The organism is Sphingomicrobium arenosum (assembly GCF_026157085.1).
Classification (GTDB): domain Bacteria; phylum Pseudomonadota; class Alphaproteobacteria; order Sphingomonadales; family Sphingomonadaceae; genus Sphingomicrobium; species Sphingomicrobium arenosum.
Window position 1 is genome coordinate 935,576 of record NZ_JANPVN010000001.1, and the last position, 18,337, is coordinate 953,912.

General features: G+C 67.3%; 15 protein-coding genes. 7 read left to right on the forward strand and 8 right to left on the reverse strand.

Annotation, left to right across the window (positions count from 1 at the left end; translation table 11 throughout):
* Nucleotides 1–9: 9 nt before the first annotated feature.
* From NUW51_RS04455 to tpiA, 4 genes are all read right to left on the reverse strand, one after another.
* Complete coding sequence (locus NUW51_RS04455; protein ID WP_265563134.1) at nucleotides 10–1,644, reverse strand: CTP synthase; 1,635 nt, start codon at nucleotides 1,642–1,644, stop codon at nucleotides 10–12.
* Nucleotides 1,645–1,750: 106 nt separating this feature from the next.
* Nucleotides 1,751–2,101 (reverse strand): preprotein translocase subunit SecG, encoded by a 351-nt coding sequence (gene secG / locus NUW51_RS04460; protein ID WP_265563135.1) that lies wholly within the window; start codon nucleotides 2,099–2,101, stop codon nucleotides 1,751–1,753.
* 208 nt (nucleotides 2,102–2,309) lie between these two features.
* Nucleotides 2,310–2,888, reverse strand: coding sequence for a preprotein translocase subunit YajC (locus NUW51_RS04465; RefSeq protein WP_265563136.1), 579 nt, complete (start codon nucleotides 2,886–2,888; stop codon nucleotides 2,310–2,312).
* 81 nt (nucleotides 2,889–2,969) lie between these two features.
* Nucleotides 2,970–3,728 carry a triose-phosphate isomerase gene (tpiA, locus tag NUW51_RS04470; RefSeq protein WP_265563137.1) on the reverse strand — a complete coding sequence of 253 codons (759 nt, stop codon included), beginning with the start codon at nucleotides 3,726–3,728 and terminating at the stop codon, nucleotides 2,970–2,972.
* Nucleotides 3,729–3,901: 173 nt separating this feature from the next.
* On the opposite strand from tpiA, the gene NUW51_RS04475 reads away from it, so the two are divergent.
* The 4 genes from NUW51_RS04475 to NUW51_RS04490 all read left to right on the forward strand — a co-directional run bounded on the left by NUW51_RS04475 (nucleotide 3,902) and on the right by NUW51_RS04490 (nucleotide 7,623).
* The gene (locus tag NUW51_RS04475; RefSeq protein WP_265563138.1) at nucleotides 3,902–5,848 is read left to right on the forward strand and encodes a peptidylprolyl isomerase; all 1,947 of its coding nucleotides are present in this window, start codon (nucleotides 3,902–3,904) and stop codon (nucleotides 5,846–5,848) included.
* A complete protein-coding gene (locus NUW51_RS04480) occupies nucleotides 5,848–6,432 on the forward strand; it encodes an anthranilate synthase component II (RefSeq protein WP_322597099.1) in 585 nt (194 codons plus the stop codon). Before NUW51_RS04475 ends, NUW51_RS04480 begins: the two co-directional genes overlap by 1 nt.
* Nucleotides 6,433–6,505: 73 nt before the next feature.
* A complete protein-coding gene (gene lexA, locus NUW51_RS04485) occupies nucleotides 6,506–7,180 on the forward strand; it encodes a transcriptional repressor LexA (protein ID WP_265587927.1) in 675 nt (224 codons plus the stop codon).
* Between the two features lie 92 nt (nucleotides 7,181–7,272).
* Nucleotides 7,273–7,623 carry a VOC family protein gene (locus NUW51_RS04490; RefSeq protein ID WP_265563139.1) on the forward strand — a complete coding sequence of 117 codons (351 nt, stop codon included), beginning with the start codon at nucleotides 7,273–7,275 and terminating at the stop codon, nucleotides 7,621–7,623.
* On the opposite strand, the gene NUW51_RS04495 is transcribed toward NUW51_RS04490, so the two are convergent.
* Nucleotides 7,599–9,710, reverse strand: a complete 2,112-nt coding sequence (locus NUW51_RS04495) for a ComEC/Rec2 family competence protein (protein ID WP_265563140.1) — start codon at nucleotides 9,708–9,710, stop codon at nucleotides 7,599–7,601. The two genes, NUW51_RS04490 and NUW51_RS04495, sit on opposite strands and share 25 nt — an antisense overlap.
* Before the next feature lie 62 nt (nucleotides 9,711–9,772).
* Here NUW51_RS04495 and gltX point away from each other — a divergent pair, with 62 nt between their 5' ends.
* Nucleotides 9,773–11,191: a glutamate--tRNA ligase gene (gltX, locus tag NUW51_RS04500; protein ID WP_265563141.1), complete on the forward strand. Its 1,419-nt coding sequence runs from the start codon at nucleotides 9,773–9,775 to the stop codon at nucleotides 11,189–11,191.
* 18 nt (nucleotides 11,192–11,209) lie between these two features.
* The gene (locus tag NUW51_RS04505) at nucleotides 11,210–12,496 is read left to right on the forward strand and encodes a citrate synthase (RefSeq protein ID WP_265563142.1); all 1,287 of its coding nucleotides are present in this window, start codon (nucleotides 11,210–11,212) and stop codon (nucleotides 12,494–12,496) included.
* Between the two features lie 12 nt (nucleotides 12,497–12,508).
* On the opposite strand, the gene NUW51_RS04510 is transcribed toward NUW51_RS04505, so the two are convergent.
* A complete protein-coding gene (locus tag NUW51_RS04510; protein WP_265563143.1) occupies nucleotides 12,509–13,801 on the reverse strand; it encodes a sensor histidine kinase in 1,293 nt (430 codons plus the stop codon).
* Between the two features lie 35 nt (nucleotides 13,802–13,836).
* Nucleotides 13,837–15,006: a hypothetical protein gene (locus NUW51_RS04515; RefSeq protein WP_265563144.1), complete on the reverse strand. Its 1,170-nt coding sequence runs from the start codon at nucleotides 15,004–15,006 to the stop codon at nucleotides 13,837–13,839.
* A gap of 120 nt (nucleotides 15,007–15,126) precedes the next feature.
* Here NUW51_RS04515 and NUW51_RS04520 point away from each other — a divergent pair, with 120 nt between their 5' ends.
* Complete coding sequence (locus NUW51_RS04520) at nucleotides 15,127–18,045, forward strand: hypothetical protein (RefSeq protein WP_265563145.1); 2,919 nt, start codon at nucleotides 15,127–15,129, stop codon at nucleotides 18,043–18,045.
* A 31-nt stretch (nucleotides 18,046–18,076) separates the two neighbouring features.
* Here the strand turns inward: NUW51_RS04520 and NUW51_RS04525 are convergent, their stop codons facing one another.
* Entirely contained in the window at nucleotides 18,077–18,337 is a 261-nt protein-coding gene (locus NUW51_RS04525) for a DUF1467 family protein (RefSeq protein ID WP_265563146.1), read from the reverse strand.

Here is an 18,337-nt window from a genome sequence, read left to right on the forward strand (position 1 = left end):
CGCTTTCAACTAGACGAGGCGGCTCTGCTCGAGCGCGGCCTCGATGAAGGAGGAGAAAAGCGGGTGCGGGTCGAACGGTCGGCTCTTCAGTTCGGGATGATATTGCACTCCGACGAACCAGTTCAGATCGGGCCGCTCGACGATTTCGGGCAGCCGCCCGTCGGGGCTCATCCCGGAGAAGACGAGCCCGCCCTTGGCGAGCTTGTCCATGTAATTGGCATTGACTTCGTAGCGATGGCGGTGGCGTTCCGAGATGTCGGTCGTGCCATAAATCTCGGCGACCTTCGAATTGGGCGAGAGCTTGGCGTCATAGGCGCCAAGCCGCATTGTGCCGCCAAGATCGCCCTCGGCGCTGCGCTGCTGAAGGCCCTCTTCGCTCATCCATTCGGTGATGAGCCCGATGATCGGTTCGCCCTGCTCGCCGAATTCGCTGGTCGTCGCCTTCTCGATGCCCGCCTCGGTGCGCGCGGCTTCGATACAGGCCATCTGCATGCCGAGGCAGATGCCGAAGAAGGGAATGTTGCGCTTCTTGGCAAAGCTGATCGCGGCGATCTTGCCTTCCGACCCGCGCTCGCCGAAACCGCCGGGCACGAGGATGCCGTGCAGGGGTTCGAGCTGTGCGACGAGCGTCTCCTCGTCGCCCTCGAACAATTCGGCGTCGATCCACTTGATGTTGACCTTGCAGCGATTGGCAAAGCCGCCATGGACCAGCGCTTCGCGCAGGCTCTTATAGGCATCGGGCAGCGCGACATATTTGCCGACCACCCCGATCGTCACCTCGCCCTCGGGGTTGGAGATGCGGTCCTCGATGTCGCGCCAGGTGGCAAGATCGGGTTCGGGCGCATCGGTGATCCCGAAAGCGCCGAGCACCGCATCGTCGAGCCCCTCGTGATGATAGGCCATCGGCACGTCGTAGATCGAGCGCGCGTCCAGCGCCTGGATGACCGCGCTTTCGGCCACATTGCAGAAAAGCGCGATCTTGCGGCGCTCGTTGTCGGGCAACGGATGCTCCGAGCGGCACAGCAGCACGTCGGGCTGGATGCCATAGCCGGTCATCTCGCGCACGCTGTGCTGGGTCGGCTTGGTCTTCAACTCGCCCGCCGCCGCGATATAGGGGACGAGCGTGGTGTGAACGAAACAGACATTCTCGCGCCCGAGGTCGAAGCTCAGCTGCCTCAATGCCTCGATGAAGGGCAGGCTCTCGATATCGCCGATCGTGCCGCCGATCTCGCAAATGACGAAATCGAGCCCGTCGATGTCGTTGACCGCAAATTCCTTGATCGCGTCGGTGACGTGCGGGACGACCTGCACGGTCGCGCCGAGATAGTCGCCGCGCCGCTCCTTGGCGATGATCGTCTGGTAGATGCGCCCCGAGGTGACATTGTCGCTCTGATGCGCATCGACGCCGGTGAAGCGCTCGTAATGCCCGAGGTCGAGGTCGGTCTCGGCCCCGTCGTCGGTCACGAACACCTCGCCGTGCTGATACGGCGACATCGTCCCCGGATCCACGTTGAGATAGGGATCGAACTTACGATTGCGGACCTTGTAGCCACGCGCTTGCAGGAGGGCACCCAAGGAGGCTGCCAACAGACCTTTGCCGAGCGAGGAGACCACGCCGCCAGTTACGAAAATAAACCGCGCCATGGGGGTGTTGCCTTAGGCATGAGTGGGGCGATGTGGCAAGCGCTCGAATCGCTGCCACCGCTAAAAAAATGTCGAAAAGCGGGACGGGCCCGCTTTTGCGAACCTCTTACTGGGCGAGCGGGACGCCGTCTTCGGCGGGCGCTTCCGGCTCGGCAGGTGCCTCGCCCGGTGCAGCCTCGCCGGCCACCGGCGCGGTCTCGCCCGCAAGGCTGGTGTCGAGCCCGCGATCATCGTCGCGCGTCGCGGCGACAGCGGCGAGGATGATCGACATGGCGATGAACAGCGTCGCGAGGATCGCGGTCGAGCGCGACAGGAAATCGGCCTTGCCGCGCGCGGTCATGACGCCCGCGCTCGACCCGCCGACGCCAAGCCCGCCGCCTTCCGAGCGCTGCATCAGGATCGCGCCCACGAGCGCGGCGGCGATCAGGGCCTGAACGACGAGAAGGAATTGGAACATGGGGTCAGCGTCTTTCTGTCTGGCAGGCGCAGGCGACGAGGATCGCCATCGATCCCTCGCTGCACCGAAATCTTCGCGCAGCGACCTAGCGAGGACGCAGCGCTTTTTCAATATGCTAGGCCGCCATCGCGGCCCCGCCACGAAGAAGGGCCGGCAACCCTCCCCGGGTACCGGCCCTCCCCTTATGCCCTACGCTCTCGCGCGTGCCTTAGTTGGTGCCTTCGGCGCCCATGTCGTGACCGGCATGCGGGTCAGCCTCGGCTTCGGCCTGCACCTCTTCGGGGCGATCGACCGCACCGGCCATCAGGTCGGCGGCATTATAAAGCGCGATGGCGCCATTGGCATCCTTCTGGAGCCCGTCGACCGGGATACGGATGACCTTGTCGCCTTCGAGGGCGAGCTGGATGTAATCGGCACCCATTTCATCGATGGTGGCGAATTCGACGCCATTGACGTCCTTGACGGCCTTGCCAACGGCGACCGAAGCTTCGGCGGCGGCCATGTTGGCATCGACGGCGGCGTTCAATTCAGCGGCGGTCATGCCGAACAGGAGCTTGCCTTCATGCGGCGTGAAGCTGTTGGCCGGAACCGGCACTTCGTGACGGTCGGTGCGCACGGTCACCAGCTGGTCGTCGGCCGCGATCACGGTGCCGACCATCCCGCCATTGGTGTCGACGACTTCCATCCCGGCGGTCACGCCCGCGGGCTGCGCGGCGGCAACGGCCGGCGCAAGAGGAGCCATGGCAACAAGAGCAGTGGCGGCAAAAGCAGTCTTCAGAAAATTCATGTGAACCTTTCCCTTTGAAATCATGTTGGTTTCTTATCAAAACCTGCCTGAAGTCAGGCTGAATGGATGGCAAGACGGGCGTTAAGCTTTCACCCCCGCCGCCGCGGCATGCACGATCGGCATGAAATCGTCGGCCTCGAGGCTCGCGCCCCCGACCAGCGCACCATCGACCCCGTCGATGGCGAAAATCTCTTTCGCGTTCGAACCCTTCACCGACCCCCCATAGAGGATGCGGATCGAGGCGGCGCCATCGCCATAGCGCTGCTCGAGCACCTGGCGGATGCGACCATGCATCGCGCCGATATCGCCCGTCGAGGGCACCTTGCCGGTCCCGATGGCCCAGATGGGCTCATAGGCGATCGACAGATGGATCGGCGCGGTGACGCGGTCGGGCAGCGAGGCTTCGAGCTGCTGGGCGACGACATTCAGCGCCTGGCCGGTCTCGCGCACCTTGTCGCTTTCGCCCACGCACAGGATCGTCTTCAGCCCCTCGTCGATCGCCAGTTCGGCCTTGGCGCGCACCTGCGCATCCGTCTCGCCGAGCATCTCGCGCCGCTCCGAATGGCCGACGATGGTGAGCTTGGCGCCCGCATCCTTGACCATCTTCACCGACACCGAACCGGTGAAGGCGCCCTTGGCCTCATGGTGCACGTCCTGCGCGCCGATGAGAAAGCCGGGGCTGGCCGAGACCGCACGGGTGATGAGCGTGGCCGGCACGCACAGCGCCACCAGCACCTCGGGGATCGTCTCGGTCTCGATCGAGACATGCGTGACCTGCCCGAGCTCCGCCCGGGTGCCGTGCATCTTCCAATTTCCGGCGACGAACGGTCGCTTTGCCATGTCGGGGCCTCCCCACCCTTAACGTGAACGGAAAGGCCCTCTAGCAGCCCGCTCGCCTCGCTGACAAGTTCGCCACCCCTCGTTCGCGCGCTACAGTTGTTGAAACCTCCCGTGAGTGGCCCTAAAGCCGCAGGCGAACCCTTTCATCCGCCCCTCATCCAAGAGACCCATCCATGTCGAAAATCCGCAACCTGTCGAAATCGACAGTCGGCACGATCGCCCTGTTCGGCTTCCTGATCGTGATCGTCGCGAGCTTCGCGCTCGCCGACCTGTCGAACTTCCAGTTGGGCGGCGGCGGCAGCGGGAGCGGCACCGAGCTTGCCGAGGTGGGCGACGAGGCGGTCACCGACGAGATGATGAGCGAGGCGCTGCAGCGCCAGCTGGGCATCGCGCGCCAGCAAAACCCCGAGGCGCTCTATGCCGACTTGGCGGGCGACTTCGACCCCATTCTCGAGGCGCTGATCGACGAACGCGCCATGCTGGCCTTCGGCAACGCCTATGATTTTTACATCTCCAAGCGGTTGATCGACGCCGATATCTCGCGCCTTCCCGGCGTTACCGGCCTCGACGGGCAAGTGACCGACCAGAGCTATGGCGCCTTCCTCGCCAACAACAACCTGACCGACGCGCAGGTGCGCATGCTGGTCGCCGCCGATATCCGCCAGCGGCTGATGGTCGGCCCCATCGGCGCCAATCCGCGCGTGCCCACCGGCATGGCGCAGGTCTATGCCTCGATGCTGCTCGAGACGCGCCGCGGCAATATCGCGCTCGTCCCCACCGCGCCGATCGCCGCGACCATCGATCCGAGCGCCGAGGACCTCGCCGCATATTACCAGCAGAACGAGACGCGCTACATCGTACCCGAACAGCGCATCCTGCGCCTTGCGCGCTATGATGCTTCGCGCCTGTCCGACATCGCCGCGACCGACGAGGAAGTGAACCGTGCCATCGAGGCACGTGCCGGCGAAATCGGCACCCGCGAGACCCGCGTCATCAGCCAGGTCGTCGTGCCCGACCGCGAGACCGCCGACGCCATCGTCGCGCGCACCGCCAACATGAGCTTTGCCGAGGCGGTGGCGCCCGAGGGCTATTCGCCCGCCGATATCTCGGTCGGCCCCCAGACGCTCCCCGAATTCCGCCAGCTGGCGGGCGACACGGTCGCCGAAGCCGCCTTCGAGGCCGATGCCGACAGCCTCGTCGGCCCGGTGCGCTCGCCCTTTGGCTGGCACGTCGTCTCGGTTGGTTCGGTCACCGTCGAACAGGGCGAGGATGAAGGCCAGGCCCGCGCCACCGCGCGCGAGGAAATCACCGCCGCCAAGCGCCGCAACGCGCTGCTCGACGAGGTCGCCGATATTGAGGATGCAGTACGCGACGGCCTGAGCTTCGCCGAAGTCGCCGAGCGCTTCTCGCTCGACGTCGTCGAGACCCCCGAGATCACCGCCACGGGTCGCGCCCGGGGCGACAGCAGCTTCTCGCTGCCCTCGAACCTCGAGCCCTCGCTGCGCGCCGGCTTCGCCATGATGCAGGACGATGACCCCGAAATCGCGCTGCTCGCCGATAATGCGAGCTTCGCGCTGGTCGACGTCACCGATGTCATCGACCCCGCCCCCGCGCCGCTCGCCACCATTCGCGACCGGGTGCGCGCCGACTATATCCGCACCACCGCGGAACAGCGCGCCAATGCCATCGCGACCGAGATCGTCGCGGCGGTCAAGGGTGGCACCTCGCTCACCGATGCGGTCAGCGCGGCGGCCGCCAAGAGCGGCTTCGACCTCCCCGCGCCCGAGGCGCCCGAACTCACGCGTCTCGACCTCCTGCAATATGGCGCCGAACAGCCCGCCCCGCTCGCCATGCTCTTCCGTCTCGGCGAAGGCGGCGTGCGCCAGGTCGGCGATGCGCAGGCGCGCGGCGTCTTCGTCGTCGAGTTGACCGATATCGAGCGCGGCAATGCCTTGTCGAACCCCAGCCTTATCAGCCAGACCAGCCAAGCCTTCACCCAGACGCTCGAGGGCGAATTGCAGCAGCAGTTCCTCAGCGCCATCAAGGCCGAGGTCGGCGTGACCCGCAACGGCGGGGCGATCGAGGCGACGCGGGCGCGCATTATCGGCGGGGGCAACTGATCCCCCCGCGCCTCCTCGCGCTCGACAATCGCGACAGCTTTACCTTCACGCTCGTCGATTATCTGCGACAGGCGGGCGCCGAGGTTGTCGTCGCGCGCAGCGATGCGATCACGCTTGTTGAAGCGCTCGAGGTTGGCCGCGATGGCGTGATGGTGTCCCCCGGACCCGGCACGCCGCAAGACGCCGGCATCTCGGTTGCGCTCGCCGCCGCCTGTATCGAACGACGCCGCCCCTATCTCGGCGTCTGCCTCGGGCACCAGGCGCTGGCGCTCGCCTGCGGCAGCGCGGTCGCGGTCGTGCCCCCTGTGCACGGCAAGGTCGCGCAGGTCCGTCACGACGGCACCGGTCTGTTCGACGACCTGCGCTCGCCGCTCGCCATGACCCGCTATCATTCGCTCGCCGTGCCCGACCCTCGCCCCCCGCTCCTCGCCAATGCCTGGAACGAGGAGGGCTTGTGCATGGGACTACGCCATGCCGACGCGCCCGCGCACGGCGTCCAATTCCACCCCGAGAGCATCGCCAGCGACGCCGGGCTCGACTTGCTCGCCGCCTTCGTGACGCGTTGCGCGCGCGAAACGGCTTGACAGCAGCCCGCCGGGTTGCCTATCTGTTCCGCGTTCGTTCTCTATTGGAACGTTGATGGTCAAGGGGGACCCGATGCTGACGCCCAAGCAACATGAATTGCTCGCCTTCATCCACCAGCGCCTGTCGGAGACGGGGATCAGCCCCAGTTTCGACGAGATGCGCGAGGCCCTCGATCTCAAGTCCAAGTCGGGCGTCCACCGCCTCATCGGCGCGCTCGAGGAGCGCGAGTTCATCCGCCGCCTGCCTAATCGCGCGCGTGCGCTCGAAGTGCTCAAGCTGCCCGAGGGCATGGCCGAGGCGGCACCGCCCGCCCCCGCCAACGAGGATCGCCCGCGCCGGGTCGAGGTCGTGCCCGCGCCTGCCAATGACGTGATCGAGATTCCGCTCCATGGTCGCATCGCGGCGGGCACGCCCATCGAGGCGCTGCAGGGCAATGAAGGCTTCGCCGTCCCCGCCGCGTTGCTCGGCCCGGGCGAACATTATGCGCTCGAAGTGGCGGGCGATTCGATGGTCGAGGAAGGCATTCTCGACGGCGACTTCGCGCTCATCCGCAAGGTCGACCAGGCGCGCGACGGCGAGATCATCGTCGCGCTCGTCGATGGCGAGGAAGCGACCTTGAAGACCTATCGCCGCGAGGGCCAGATGGTCCGCCTCGACCCCGCCAACGCGGCCTACAGCCCGCAGCGCTACGAGGAAGGCCGCGTCGCCGTGCAGGGTCGCCTTGCCGGCATCATCCGTCGCTACTGATGCGACGGTTTCTATTGCTTGGCCCGGCGCTGGCGCTCTCCGCCTGCGCCGGGCCAGCGCCATCCTCGTCCATCCTGCCTGAAAGCGTGATCATGCCCAGCGCCCGCCTCGACTATGTCGAATTGCCCGTCACCGACACCGCCGCCACCAAGGCCTTTTACGAGCAGGCCTTCGGCTGGGACCTTGCCGAGTTCGGCCCCGATTATGCTGCCACGCTGACCGGTGATACCGACATCGGCCTGTCGGGCGATGCTGCGGAGAAGCCCGCCGCACCGCTCCCGGCGATCCGCACCGACGATCTCGAGGCATTGCTCGAACAGGTCATCGCCGCCGGCGGACGACTGGAGAAGCCTATTTTCGCCTTCCCTGGCGGGCGCCGTTTCGAGGCGGTCGATCCCTCGGGCAACCGCTTTGCAGTCTACGAGCCCGACGAGGCCGAATAAGGCGACCACGGTAGGTAATGCGTGCGCGCCGCCACCGTTTCGACCCGCGGCACTGCGCCGAGATGCACGGCCACGCCGCCGGTGCGCGCCAGCGTCTCCCGGTCGAGCTTGAGCCAGCGCGGCGAACAGGCCTCGGGCAAGCGTCGCTCGCTCACGACGATATCGGCCTCGGCGCACGCCTCGACCAATTCGCGCCAGGCGATGAAGTCGCGCGACCGTGTCGCCAGCACCCGCCACGCGCGCCCGCCTTCCTCGACCACCGCAAGACAAGCGTCCCGATTGCAGCGGGCGAGCGGCGAATCCTCCAGCGCGGGCAAGTCGCCATCATGCCCCGCCCCCTCGGCCAGCATGTCGCGCACAAAATCTCCGGCCCGCGCGCGCAACAGGTAAGGCACCCCTGTCGCGTCCATCAGCGCGAGATGCCGCCCGTCCCCCGTCACCAACAGCGCCGGGCGCGGCGCGGTGAAGGCGAGCCCCATGCCTACCAGCCATAACGGCAGCCCCCACCATCGCCAGCGCCGCTGCCACAGGCACATCCACAGGAACCCCGCAATGCAGAGCGCGAAGCCGGCATCCGACATGCTCGGCACCATCGCCACGGCGCCGGGACTGTTCGCCACCCCATGCGCCAGTCCCGTCAGCGCATCGAGCGTCAGCCCCGCCACCCACCAGAAGGGCGCACCGAGCCCGATCAAGTCGAACAACAGCGCAAGGCCGAGGGCGGGCATGATGACGAAGGTCGTGAGCGGGATGGCGATGAGGTTCGCCGCCACCCCGTAAAGCCCCGACTTGTGAAAATGGAACAGCGCGAAGGGCATCAGCGCCAGCTCGACCGCAAGCCCCGTCAGCAGGAGCGCAAGGAAGCCGCGCGCCATCCGCCCGCTCACTCCATCGTCGCGCGGCGCGATCCAGCCCCGCACGCGCTGATGCGCATGCAGCGCGATGATCGCCGTCACCGCCGCGAAACTGAGCTGGAAGCTCGCCCCCGCGATCGCCTCGGGCCGAATAAGGAGGATGATGACCGCCCCCGCCGCGACGAGCCGCAGCGACAACGCCTCGCGCCCCAGCGCCATGCCGAGCAGTACCAGCAGCGCCGCGATACAGGCGCGAACGGTCGGCACCTGCATGCCCGTCAGCAGCGTATATCCGACCCCCGCCAATGCACCGATTGCCGCCGAGACGATAATGAGGTTGGTGCGCGCTGCCAGCGCGGGCCACAGCGCGAGCAGCTTGAGCGACACGATCATCGCGCCCCCCACCACCGCCGCGATATGCAGCCCCGACACGGCGAGCAGATGGGCCAATCCCGACCGCCGCATCGCCTCGGCATCCTCGAGCGTCACCGCATTCTTGTCCCCCGTCGCCAGCGCGGTGGCGATCCCATCGCCCCGCCCCGGCAGGCGCTCGCGCACCTCTTGGCCGAGATCGATGCGCCACGCCGCTAGCCCCGAGGGCGCGCGCTGGCCCAGCACCTCCACCTCGCCCAGCGCCGTCCCCACCGCGCCGATCTGCCTGAACCATGCCGTGCGCGCAAAGTCATAACCGCCGGGTACCGACATGCTCGGCGGCGGCGTCAGTCGCGCGCGCAGCCGGACCCGCGCGCCCGCGCCCATCACCGCCTCATATTGCGCGTCGCGCAGGCTGATCCGTACCCGCTCGGGCAGCACTTCCTCGCCATCGAGGCGCAGGGTCAGTCGCCACTTGTCCTTGGCGATCAGCGGTTCGACCGTCTCGACCGTGCCCGTCACCGTGGCGATCCGCACGCCGCCCAGCTTTTCATGCGCCACGCTCTCGGCGCGCAGCCAGATCCATCCACAGCCGATACTCGCCGCGATCAGCACCGCCATCGCCACCCGCCGCGTCCGGCTCGATCCGCGCGCCGCCAGCCCCGCCAGTCCCAGACCCAGCAGCATGAAGCCGGCGCGCGCCTCGTCGCCCGGCGCGACGAACCACAGCGCCACGCCCGCCCCGAAGGCGACCACGATCCATAATGGCAACTGGGCCCGTTCGACCTCGAGCAGCCGTTCGAGCCCCTTGCATGCAAGGGCCCACGCCGATACGAGGCCGCCGAGCCGACCCGGTTGCATGGACCCCCGCTGTTCGGGGGCCTGCAAACCTTCCATGGCCGTAACAACAAAGGATTTTTCGCGTGAGCGCAAGCGAAACTGCACAAAAGGTCGTGACCCGCTTTGCCCCCAGCCCGACCGGCTACCTGCACATCGGCGGGGCGCGCACCGCATTGTTCAACTTTCTGTTCGCGCGCCATCACGGCGGCCAATATCTCGTCCGTATCGAGGATACCGACAAGAAGCGCTCGACGCCCGAAGCGATCGAGGCGATCCACGACGGTCTCGACTGGCTCGGCCTCTTGGGCGACGAGGAACCCGTCTTCCAGTCGCAGCGCGCTGGCCGCCACGCCGAGGTCGCGCAGCAACTGCTCGACAAGGGCGCGGCCTATAAATGCTACCTGACCAGCGAGGAACTGACCGCCCGCCGCGAAGCCGCGCAGGCGGCCAAGAAGCCCTTCCGCCTCAACAGCGAATGGCGCGACTGCCAGCCCGGCCCCGAGCAGGAGGGCCAGCCCTTCGTCGTGCGCCTCAAGACCCCCAATGAGGGCGAGAGCGTCATCGAGGACATGGTCCAGGGCCGCATCTCGGTGAAGAACGACGAAATCGACGACTTCATCCTGCTGCGCTCGGACGGCACGCCGACCTATATGCTCGCGGTGGTGGTCGACGATCATGACATGGGCGTCACCCACATCCTGCGCGGCGATGACCATTTGAACAACGCCTTCCGCCAGCTGCCGCTCATCAAGGCGATGGGCTGGCCCGAGCCGACCTACGGCCACGTTCCGCTCATTCACGGCGCCGACGGCGCCAAGCTGTCGAAGCGCCATGGCGCGCTCGGCGTCGATGCCTATCGCGACGAGATGGGCCTTCTGCCCGAAGCCGTGTTCAACTATCTCCTCCGTCTCGGTTGGGGCCATGGCGACGAGGAAATCATCTCGCGAACACGCGCCATCGAGCTGTTCGATGCGGGCGGCATCGGCAAGAGCCCCTCGCGCTTCGACACCAAGAAGCTCCTCAATTTGAACGGCCATTATATCCGCGAGGCCGACAATGCCCGCCTCGCCGAGCTTGTCGCCGCCGAAGCCGGCGCTTCGAGCGACGAGGACAAGGCGCTGCTGACGCGTGCCATGCCCGAACTGAAGGCCCGTGCCCGCGACCTCCACGAACTGGCCGCCGGCGCGACCTTCCTCTTTAAGAGCCGACCGCTCCAGATGGAGGAAAAGGCAGCGGGACTCCTCGATGACGAGGCGCGCAAGAATCTCGCCCTCGCTCATGCAGCCTTGTCCGATGTGCCGCGTTGGGAAATCGAGGATGTGGAAAGCGCCATTCGCGAGGTTGCGGACCAGGCCGAATTGAAGCTAGGGAAGCTCGCCCAGCCGCTTCGTGCGGCATTGACGGGCAGCAACACATCACCGGGCATCTTCGACGTCCTTGCCCTTTTGGGCCGCGAAGAAAGCCTCGCACGCATCGCCGACCAGATGCGCAACGCCGAATAAAGATTACGGAGCCGAAGAATGAGTGACAAGACCGCCACCCTGAACGTCGACGACAGCAGCCTCGAGCTGCCCGTCCTCCCGGGTTCCGTCGGCCCCGAAGTCGTCGACATCCGCAAGATGTACGGCCAGACGGGCAAGTTCACCTACGACCCCGGCTTCACCTCGACCGCATCGTGCCAGAGCGCGATCACCTATATCGATGGCGGCGAGGGCATCCTCCTCCACCGCGGCTATCCGATCGACCAGCTCGCCGAAAAGGCCAACTTCCTCGAAGTGGCCTACCTCCTCCTTCATGGCGACCTGCCCAAGAAGGACGAGCTCGACGAGTTCACCAACACCATCACCTATCACACGATGGTGCACGAACAGCTCTCGCAGTTCTTCCGCGGGTTCCGTCGCGACGCGCACCCGATGAGCGTCATGACCGGCGTCGTCGGCGCCCTGTCGGCCTTCTACCACGACAGCACCGACATCACCGATCCGCAGCAGCGCCTCATCGCCTCGCACCGTCTCATCGCCAAGATGCCGACGATCGCCGCGATGGCCTACAAATATTCGGTCGGCCAGCCCTTCGTCTATCCGCAGAACGACCTGACCTACACGGGCAACTTCCTGCGCATGACCTTCTCGGTCCCGGCCGAGCCCTATGAGGTCAATCCCGTGATCGAACGCGCGATGGACCGGATCTTCATCCTCCACGCCGATCACGAACAGAATGCCTCGACCTCGACCGTGCGCCTCGCCGGTTCCTCGGGCGCCAATCCCTTCGCCTGCATCGCGGCGGGTATCGCCTGCCTGTGGGGTCCCGCGCATGGCGGCGCCAACGAGGCCGCGCTGAACATGCTGCGCGAAATCGGCGATGAAAAGAACGTCAAGCAGTATGTCGACCGCGCCAAGGACAAGAACGACCCGTTCCGCCTGATGGGCTTCGGCCACCGCGTGTACAAGAATTACGACCCGCGCGCGAAGGTCATGCAGCAGACCGCCGAGGAAGTGCTCAAGGAACTGAACATTTCCGACCCGGTCCTCGATGTCGCCCGCGAGCTCGAGCATATCGCATTGAATGACGACTATTTCATCGAGAAGAAGCTCTACCCCAACGTCGACTTCTACTCGGGCATCATCCTCAATGCGATCGGTTTCCCGACCGAGATGTTCACCGCCCTCTTCGCGCTCGCCCGCACCACCGGCTGGGTCGCGCAGTGGAACGAGATGATCTCGGATCCCGAACAGAAGATCGGTCGTCCGCGCCAACTCTATGTCGGCGCGACGCAGCGCGACTACGTCCCCGTCGACGAGCGCTAATTCAAACAGGGGCTAAGGGCGCGGCAGCTTCAACGTGAAGCGCGCGCCCTCGCCCAAGGCACTTTCGAGCTCGAGGTCGCCGCGCATCGAGCGCGCAAGGCGGCGCGAGATGGCCAGCCCCAGCCCGGCATGGTCCTCGCCCTCGGGCCCGAGCCGCTCATAGGCCTCGAAAATGCGCCGCTGGTCGGCACGCGCGATCCCCGGCCCCTGGTCGGCGATGGTCACCGACAGGTGGCGATTGTCCTCGTCGAACACTACTGCGACCGCGCCGCCCTCGGGGCTGTGCTCGACCGCATTGCCGATAATGTTGACGAGGATCTGCAGTACTGCGCGCGGCTCGCCCGAGGCGCGCAGCGGCCCATGATCCTCGACATCGATTTCGACATCCTTCTCTCGCGCATCGGCGCTCGCCATCGAAGCCGCCTCATTGGCGAGCGCGACGAGGTCGATTTCCTCGCGCGTATCCCCCGCCGCCTTGCCGATCGAGCGAATGACCGACAGCAGATGCCGCCCCGCCGTCGCGATATCGCCGGCATAATTGGCATAATCCGAGCGCAGCGGCCCGTCCGAGCGATCGACGATCTGGTCGGCCGCCGCGATGATCCGCGTCAGCGGCGTGCGCAGCGTATCATCGAAATGCTCGTCTTCCGCCACTTCCGGCTTGCTTGCATTGAGGATCGTCATCGCAAAGCCCGTCACCTCGCCATGCTCGATCGTCGGGCGCCCTGAAAAGGCGAAAGGAAAATCGCGCGACCGCACGCTGGCGCGCTGCTTGTCGAACGCCTCGCCCCGCGCCAGCGCATCGAGAAAGGGCAGGCTCCCCTGCTTTTCAGGCGTCAACGTGACGAAATTGGTAAAGGGCTGTGGCAGGCTGTCGAGGTCGACGCCGAAGCGCCGCGCGATCTCGGGCCTGAGCGCGGTCATGCGCATGCGAACATCGACGGTGAAGTCGGGCTGGTCGTCATTGTCGGGTTCGGCGATGAAGCGTGCTTCCCCGCGCGGCCGGCTGCGCATGTCCTCGATGCTGATCGCCGCCCCGCCCTCGCGCGGCACGACCCGCACGCGCAATTCGAAATCCTCATGCTCGTCGGCGGCGATGATGGCGCGGCGCAGGTCGCGCCCACGCCGCATCGCCTCGTTCACCACGGCGCGCAATTGCGGGATCGCTATCCCCTCGCCGAGCCGCGCCCCCGCCGCCGCCTGCAGCGCATAGAGCGGCGCATCGGCCGCGACGAGCCGACCCTCGGCATCGACGCGCCCCAGATAGGGCAGTTCGGCCGGATCGTGGCGAATGGATTCGCTCATGATCCTTCCATTAGCGCAACGAAGTTAACGAGGGATCAACCCTCGCGGCGATGGAGATAGGCGAAGCTGGCCGCCGCGAGCGCCGCGAGTAGCACGAGTGTGCGCCCTGCCTCACCGATCGCCACCCCGATCATCATGACCAGCAGCATCGGCCGCCAATGCCACAGCCACAGGCTGCGCCGCGGCCCCGCCGGGCGTCGATGCCGTTCAAGATCGCTCGAGGCCGCGAACAGGATCGCTACCCCTGCCGCGCTGAACGCAGCCAGCCCCATCTCGGGCAGCGCCCGCCACGCGAGTGCGCCGAGCAGCCCGTAGCTCGCCCAGCGCCGCCAGCGCGGCCAGCGCGGCTGTTCGGCCTGCAGCCGCCGCCGCGCCACCTGCCGCGCGACGAGATCGGGGAAAAGCGCGACCAGCCCGACGCCGAGGACCGACCACCACGGCCCGCTCGCCAGTGCCAGCATGATGAGCAGCAGCGCGACGAGCCCCGTCGCCTGCCATAGCGGCGGGCGGATACTCAGCCCCGCCGCCTGGTCGCTCAGCCATTGCTCGACCGGAAACAGGACATAACGCGACAACCAGTCGCGCCGGTCGCCGCGCGCCGCCTCGCGCAGCCGATCCTCATAAGGCTGGGCATCCACCGCCGTGGCAACCCGAAGCGGCGCCTCGCCACCCAGTTCCTCGATCGGCATCAGCGCGACCCGCGCCTGCACCATGCGACGGAGCAGCGTCGAGACGAGGTCCCAGTCGCCGACCATCTTGGCGGTCGAGCGCAACCCCTCGCCGCTGGTCAGCGCAAGCCCGGCCCAGCGCCATTCGAGGTCGATGCGCTCGAAATTCTCGCTGTCCTTGGCATCGGGCAGCGCCACCACCGCCGCGCGGTTGAGGCCCGCCAACCCCGCCAGATGCTCGGGGGCCGGCACGATCCCGTCGCCCAGCACGATCAGCCGATCCTCGCGCGAAAAGCGCGCTGCCGCCTCGAGCGCGTCGCCGACCAGCACGACGGGCAGCCCCTCGCCCTTGAGCCGCATCACCGCCGCTTCCAGCTCGACATCGACCATTTCGGGATAGACGACGATCGGCGCCACGCCCTGCGCGGCGAGCGCGCGCACCTGCAGGTCGATCAGCGGACGCCCGCCCAGCGCGACCAGCGCGTGGCGACCTTCCTCGCTCTCGCCATTGGCTCCGATCAGCGCGCCGAGCGCCATGCCCTATCCTCCCCGAATCCCGTCTCGATGCCCATGCCCCCGCGGCGCCAGCACTGCCACCTGCCACGCGATCATGCAATGAAGCCTTTCCCCCGGGCCGATCCATGGTAGACAGGGCGCATGAGTGGACATCCCCTGCGTGGCAAGGTGGGCGGCGGTCGCCCGCCCGAGCCCCCCGAAGACGGCGACGAGAACGAGCGCCAGGACGAACAGCCGTACGTTGGCGAGGAGCGCGAGGCGCCGTCGAACACGATCGACGTGTCGCCCGAAAAGCTCATTCCGCGCGGCCCCGCCCCGGCGCCCGATCCGCTGGGCCCGAGCTTTCGCGTCTTCAAGAAGCCCACGGTAACGCTCCCGCCCCCCGCCGATGGCGAGGAGGAGAACCCGCTCGACCTCACCGCCGATGCCGAGATCGAGCATGGCGCCGACCCGGTCGATGCCGGCCTGGCCGACTGGCAGGGCGAGGAAGCCCCCGCCTATCCGCCCGCCGAACCGCCGGTCGACCCCATTGCCGCGCATCCCGACCCGCTCGAGCCCGAGGTGCACTATGAGCCCGCGCCGCTCGGCGACGAAGAGGCCGAAGGCGCGGTGAACGCCCATGCTGCCCCGCAATGGGAGCAGCCGGTCGGGACGGAGACCGCCTATTCGGAGGAGGATACTGCATATCCCGCCGAAAGCGAAGGCGCCGAGGCGCAATGGTCCGACGCGCCACCCGTCGAGGAACAGGCGAGCGACGAGGAGTGGAGCGAGGAGGCCTGGCCCGCCGAACCCGACCCCGCGCCCGAGACCGCCCCCCTCGCCGACAGTCAGTCGATCGACTGGCAGGTCGACCCCTCGCATTATGAGGAAACCGTCGAGGACGTCCCCGCCACCCCGGCCGGGCGCAAGCTCCTCGCCGCATTGCTGCTCCTTGCCGGTGTCGGCTGGCTAGGCTTCGTCGGCTGGTCCGCCGGCCGCGCGCTTGCCGCCTCGGGGCTCGATGCGCCTGAAATGGCGCTGTGGATTTCGGCGGCGACCGTGCCGCTCATCCTGCTCGCGCTCCTCTGGATGATGTTCGGGCGCACCCGCCGCCGCGAAGCGCAGCAATTTACCCACCAGGTCGCGCTGATGCGCGCCGAGGCCGATGCGCTCGACCGGCGCCTGACCTCGATGAGCCACAGCCTCGGCGCCAACCGCCATCGCCTCGGCGAATTGGCAGGCGAAGTCGAGAACCGCGCCGACCAGGCCGCGGTGCGTCTCTCCTCGATCGGCGCCGATCTCGAACGCGAGGTCGGCCGTCTCGCCCAGCACGGCTCTTCGCTCGACCGCTCGGCCAGCGCCGCGCGCGCCGACATGACCGCGCTGATCAACGCGCTGCCCGAGGCCGAGGAAAAGGTCGGGCGCATGACCGACCGCCTCCAAGGCGCCACACGCTCGGCGGTCGAGGACTCGGAACGGCTCGAGGCCGCCATCGCCCGCCTGTCCGAAGGCGCGGGCGAGGCCGAAAACCGGCTACGCGATGCGGGCTCGGGACTCGCCGAGCAATTTTCCGCGCTCCAGCAGTTCGGGGGCGACAGTTTCGATGCCATCGAACGCAGCCGCCGCGAAACCGCGACGATGGTCGATGAACTCCTCAATCGCTCGCGCAGCACGATCGAGGAAATTCGCGACGGTTTGGAAGCGCAGGGCCAGGCCGTCGACGTGCTCGTCACCCGCGCGCAGACCGGCATGGAAGACCTCGGCACCGGCGCCGTCGGCGCGCTCTACGAGCAGATCGAGCAGACCGAAGGCGCCCTCTCGCGCATCGGCGAGCAGGTCCGCGAGCGTGACGAACAGGCGCGCGCCATGATCGCCGGGCTCGACGAGGGCCTCGGCGCGCTCGGCCAGCGGTTCGAAGCGCTGGGCTCGGACGGTGACGCCCGCGCCGAACGCATCGCCGCCACGCTCTCGACCGTGCGCGAACAGCTCGCCGCAACCTCGGAGGAAGCGCGCGAACAGGACGGCATGCTCGACACGCTGGCGACCCGTTCGGAGGGCATTCGCGACACGCTCGCGCAGCTTTCCAATTTCCTCAACCAGCAGCTTGCCGGCGATATCGGCGGTGCGCAGGACGCCATCGACCGCCTCTCGGGCGCGGGCGACAGCCTCGTCCCCCAACTCGCCGAGATGCGCAGCAATGCCGACGAAACCGGCGAAGCGATCGAACGCGCCGGCGCGCGCATCACCGAGAATCGCGAAGCGCTCGCCGCGCTGGTCGAGGGGCTCGACAGCGGCACCCGCGACGCCCAGGCCCGCCTCGCCGATCTCCAGCAGTCGATCACCATCCTGCAGGACGATGCCAAGTCGCTCACCGCCGAGACCGGTCCCGCGCTCCTCGACGCACTGGTCCAGGTGCAGGAAGCCTCCGCCCGTGCCCGCGAGGCGGCGCGCGAGGCCATCGCCAAGGCGATCCCCGAGGCCGCCGGAAACCTGTCGGCCGAAGCCCGCAAGGCGCTCGAAAATGCCGTCGAGGATGTCGTCCTCTCGCAGATGAAGGAGCTCGACACGCTGTCGGCGCGCGCGGTCGATGCCGCCAAGGGCGCTTCGGACCGCCTCTCGGCGCAGATGCTGTCGATCGGCCAGACCGCCGCGGCGCTCGAGGATCATCTCGCTCATGTCGAGGAGGAAGGCCGCGAGGCACAGTCCGAGCGCTTCACCCATCAAGTGTCGCTCCTGATGGAAAGCCTCAACAGCGCCGCGATCGACGTCGAGAAGATCCTCTCCGACGATGTCGATGACAAGAGCTGGGCCGCCTATCTCAAGGGCGAGCGCGGTGTCTTCACCCGCAAGGCTGTCCGCCTGCTTAGCCAAGGCGAAGCGCGCGAGATCGGCGACATCTACGACAGCGACCCCGAATTCCGCGGCGCGGTCAATCGCTTCATCCACGATTTCGAGGCCATGCTACGCCGCGTTCTCGCCGAGCGCGACGGCGGCATGATCGGCGTCACGCTGATGAGCAGCGACATGGGCAAGCTCTACGCCGCCCTCGGACAGGCGATCGAACGTAAGGTCGGGCGCTAGGCGCCCGGCCTCGACGCCAGGCTGGCGACGCTCAATTGTAAAAGTCGAACAGCTCGACGCCGACCCAACCGTAGACGTAATTGGCGACGTAGAGCCCGGTCACCGGCACCGCGATGGCGCCCGCGCGAAGGAGGTGGCGCGTCAGATCGAACCGGTGCGGCGCGCTTTCGGCCTGCCCCGGGATCATCTCGGCCCCCATTTCCTCGTCCGTTCGCACGCCGAAAGGAAGTGACAGAAAGGCGATGGCGACGAAGAAGAGGAAGTAGATCGCAAGGACCGAGCCCCATTCCAT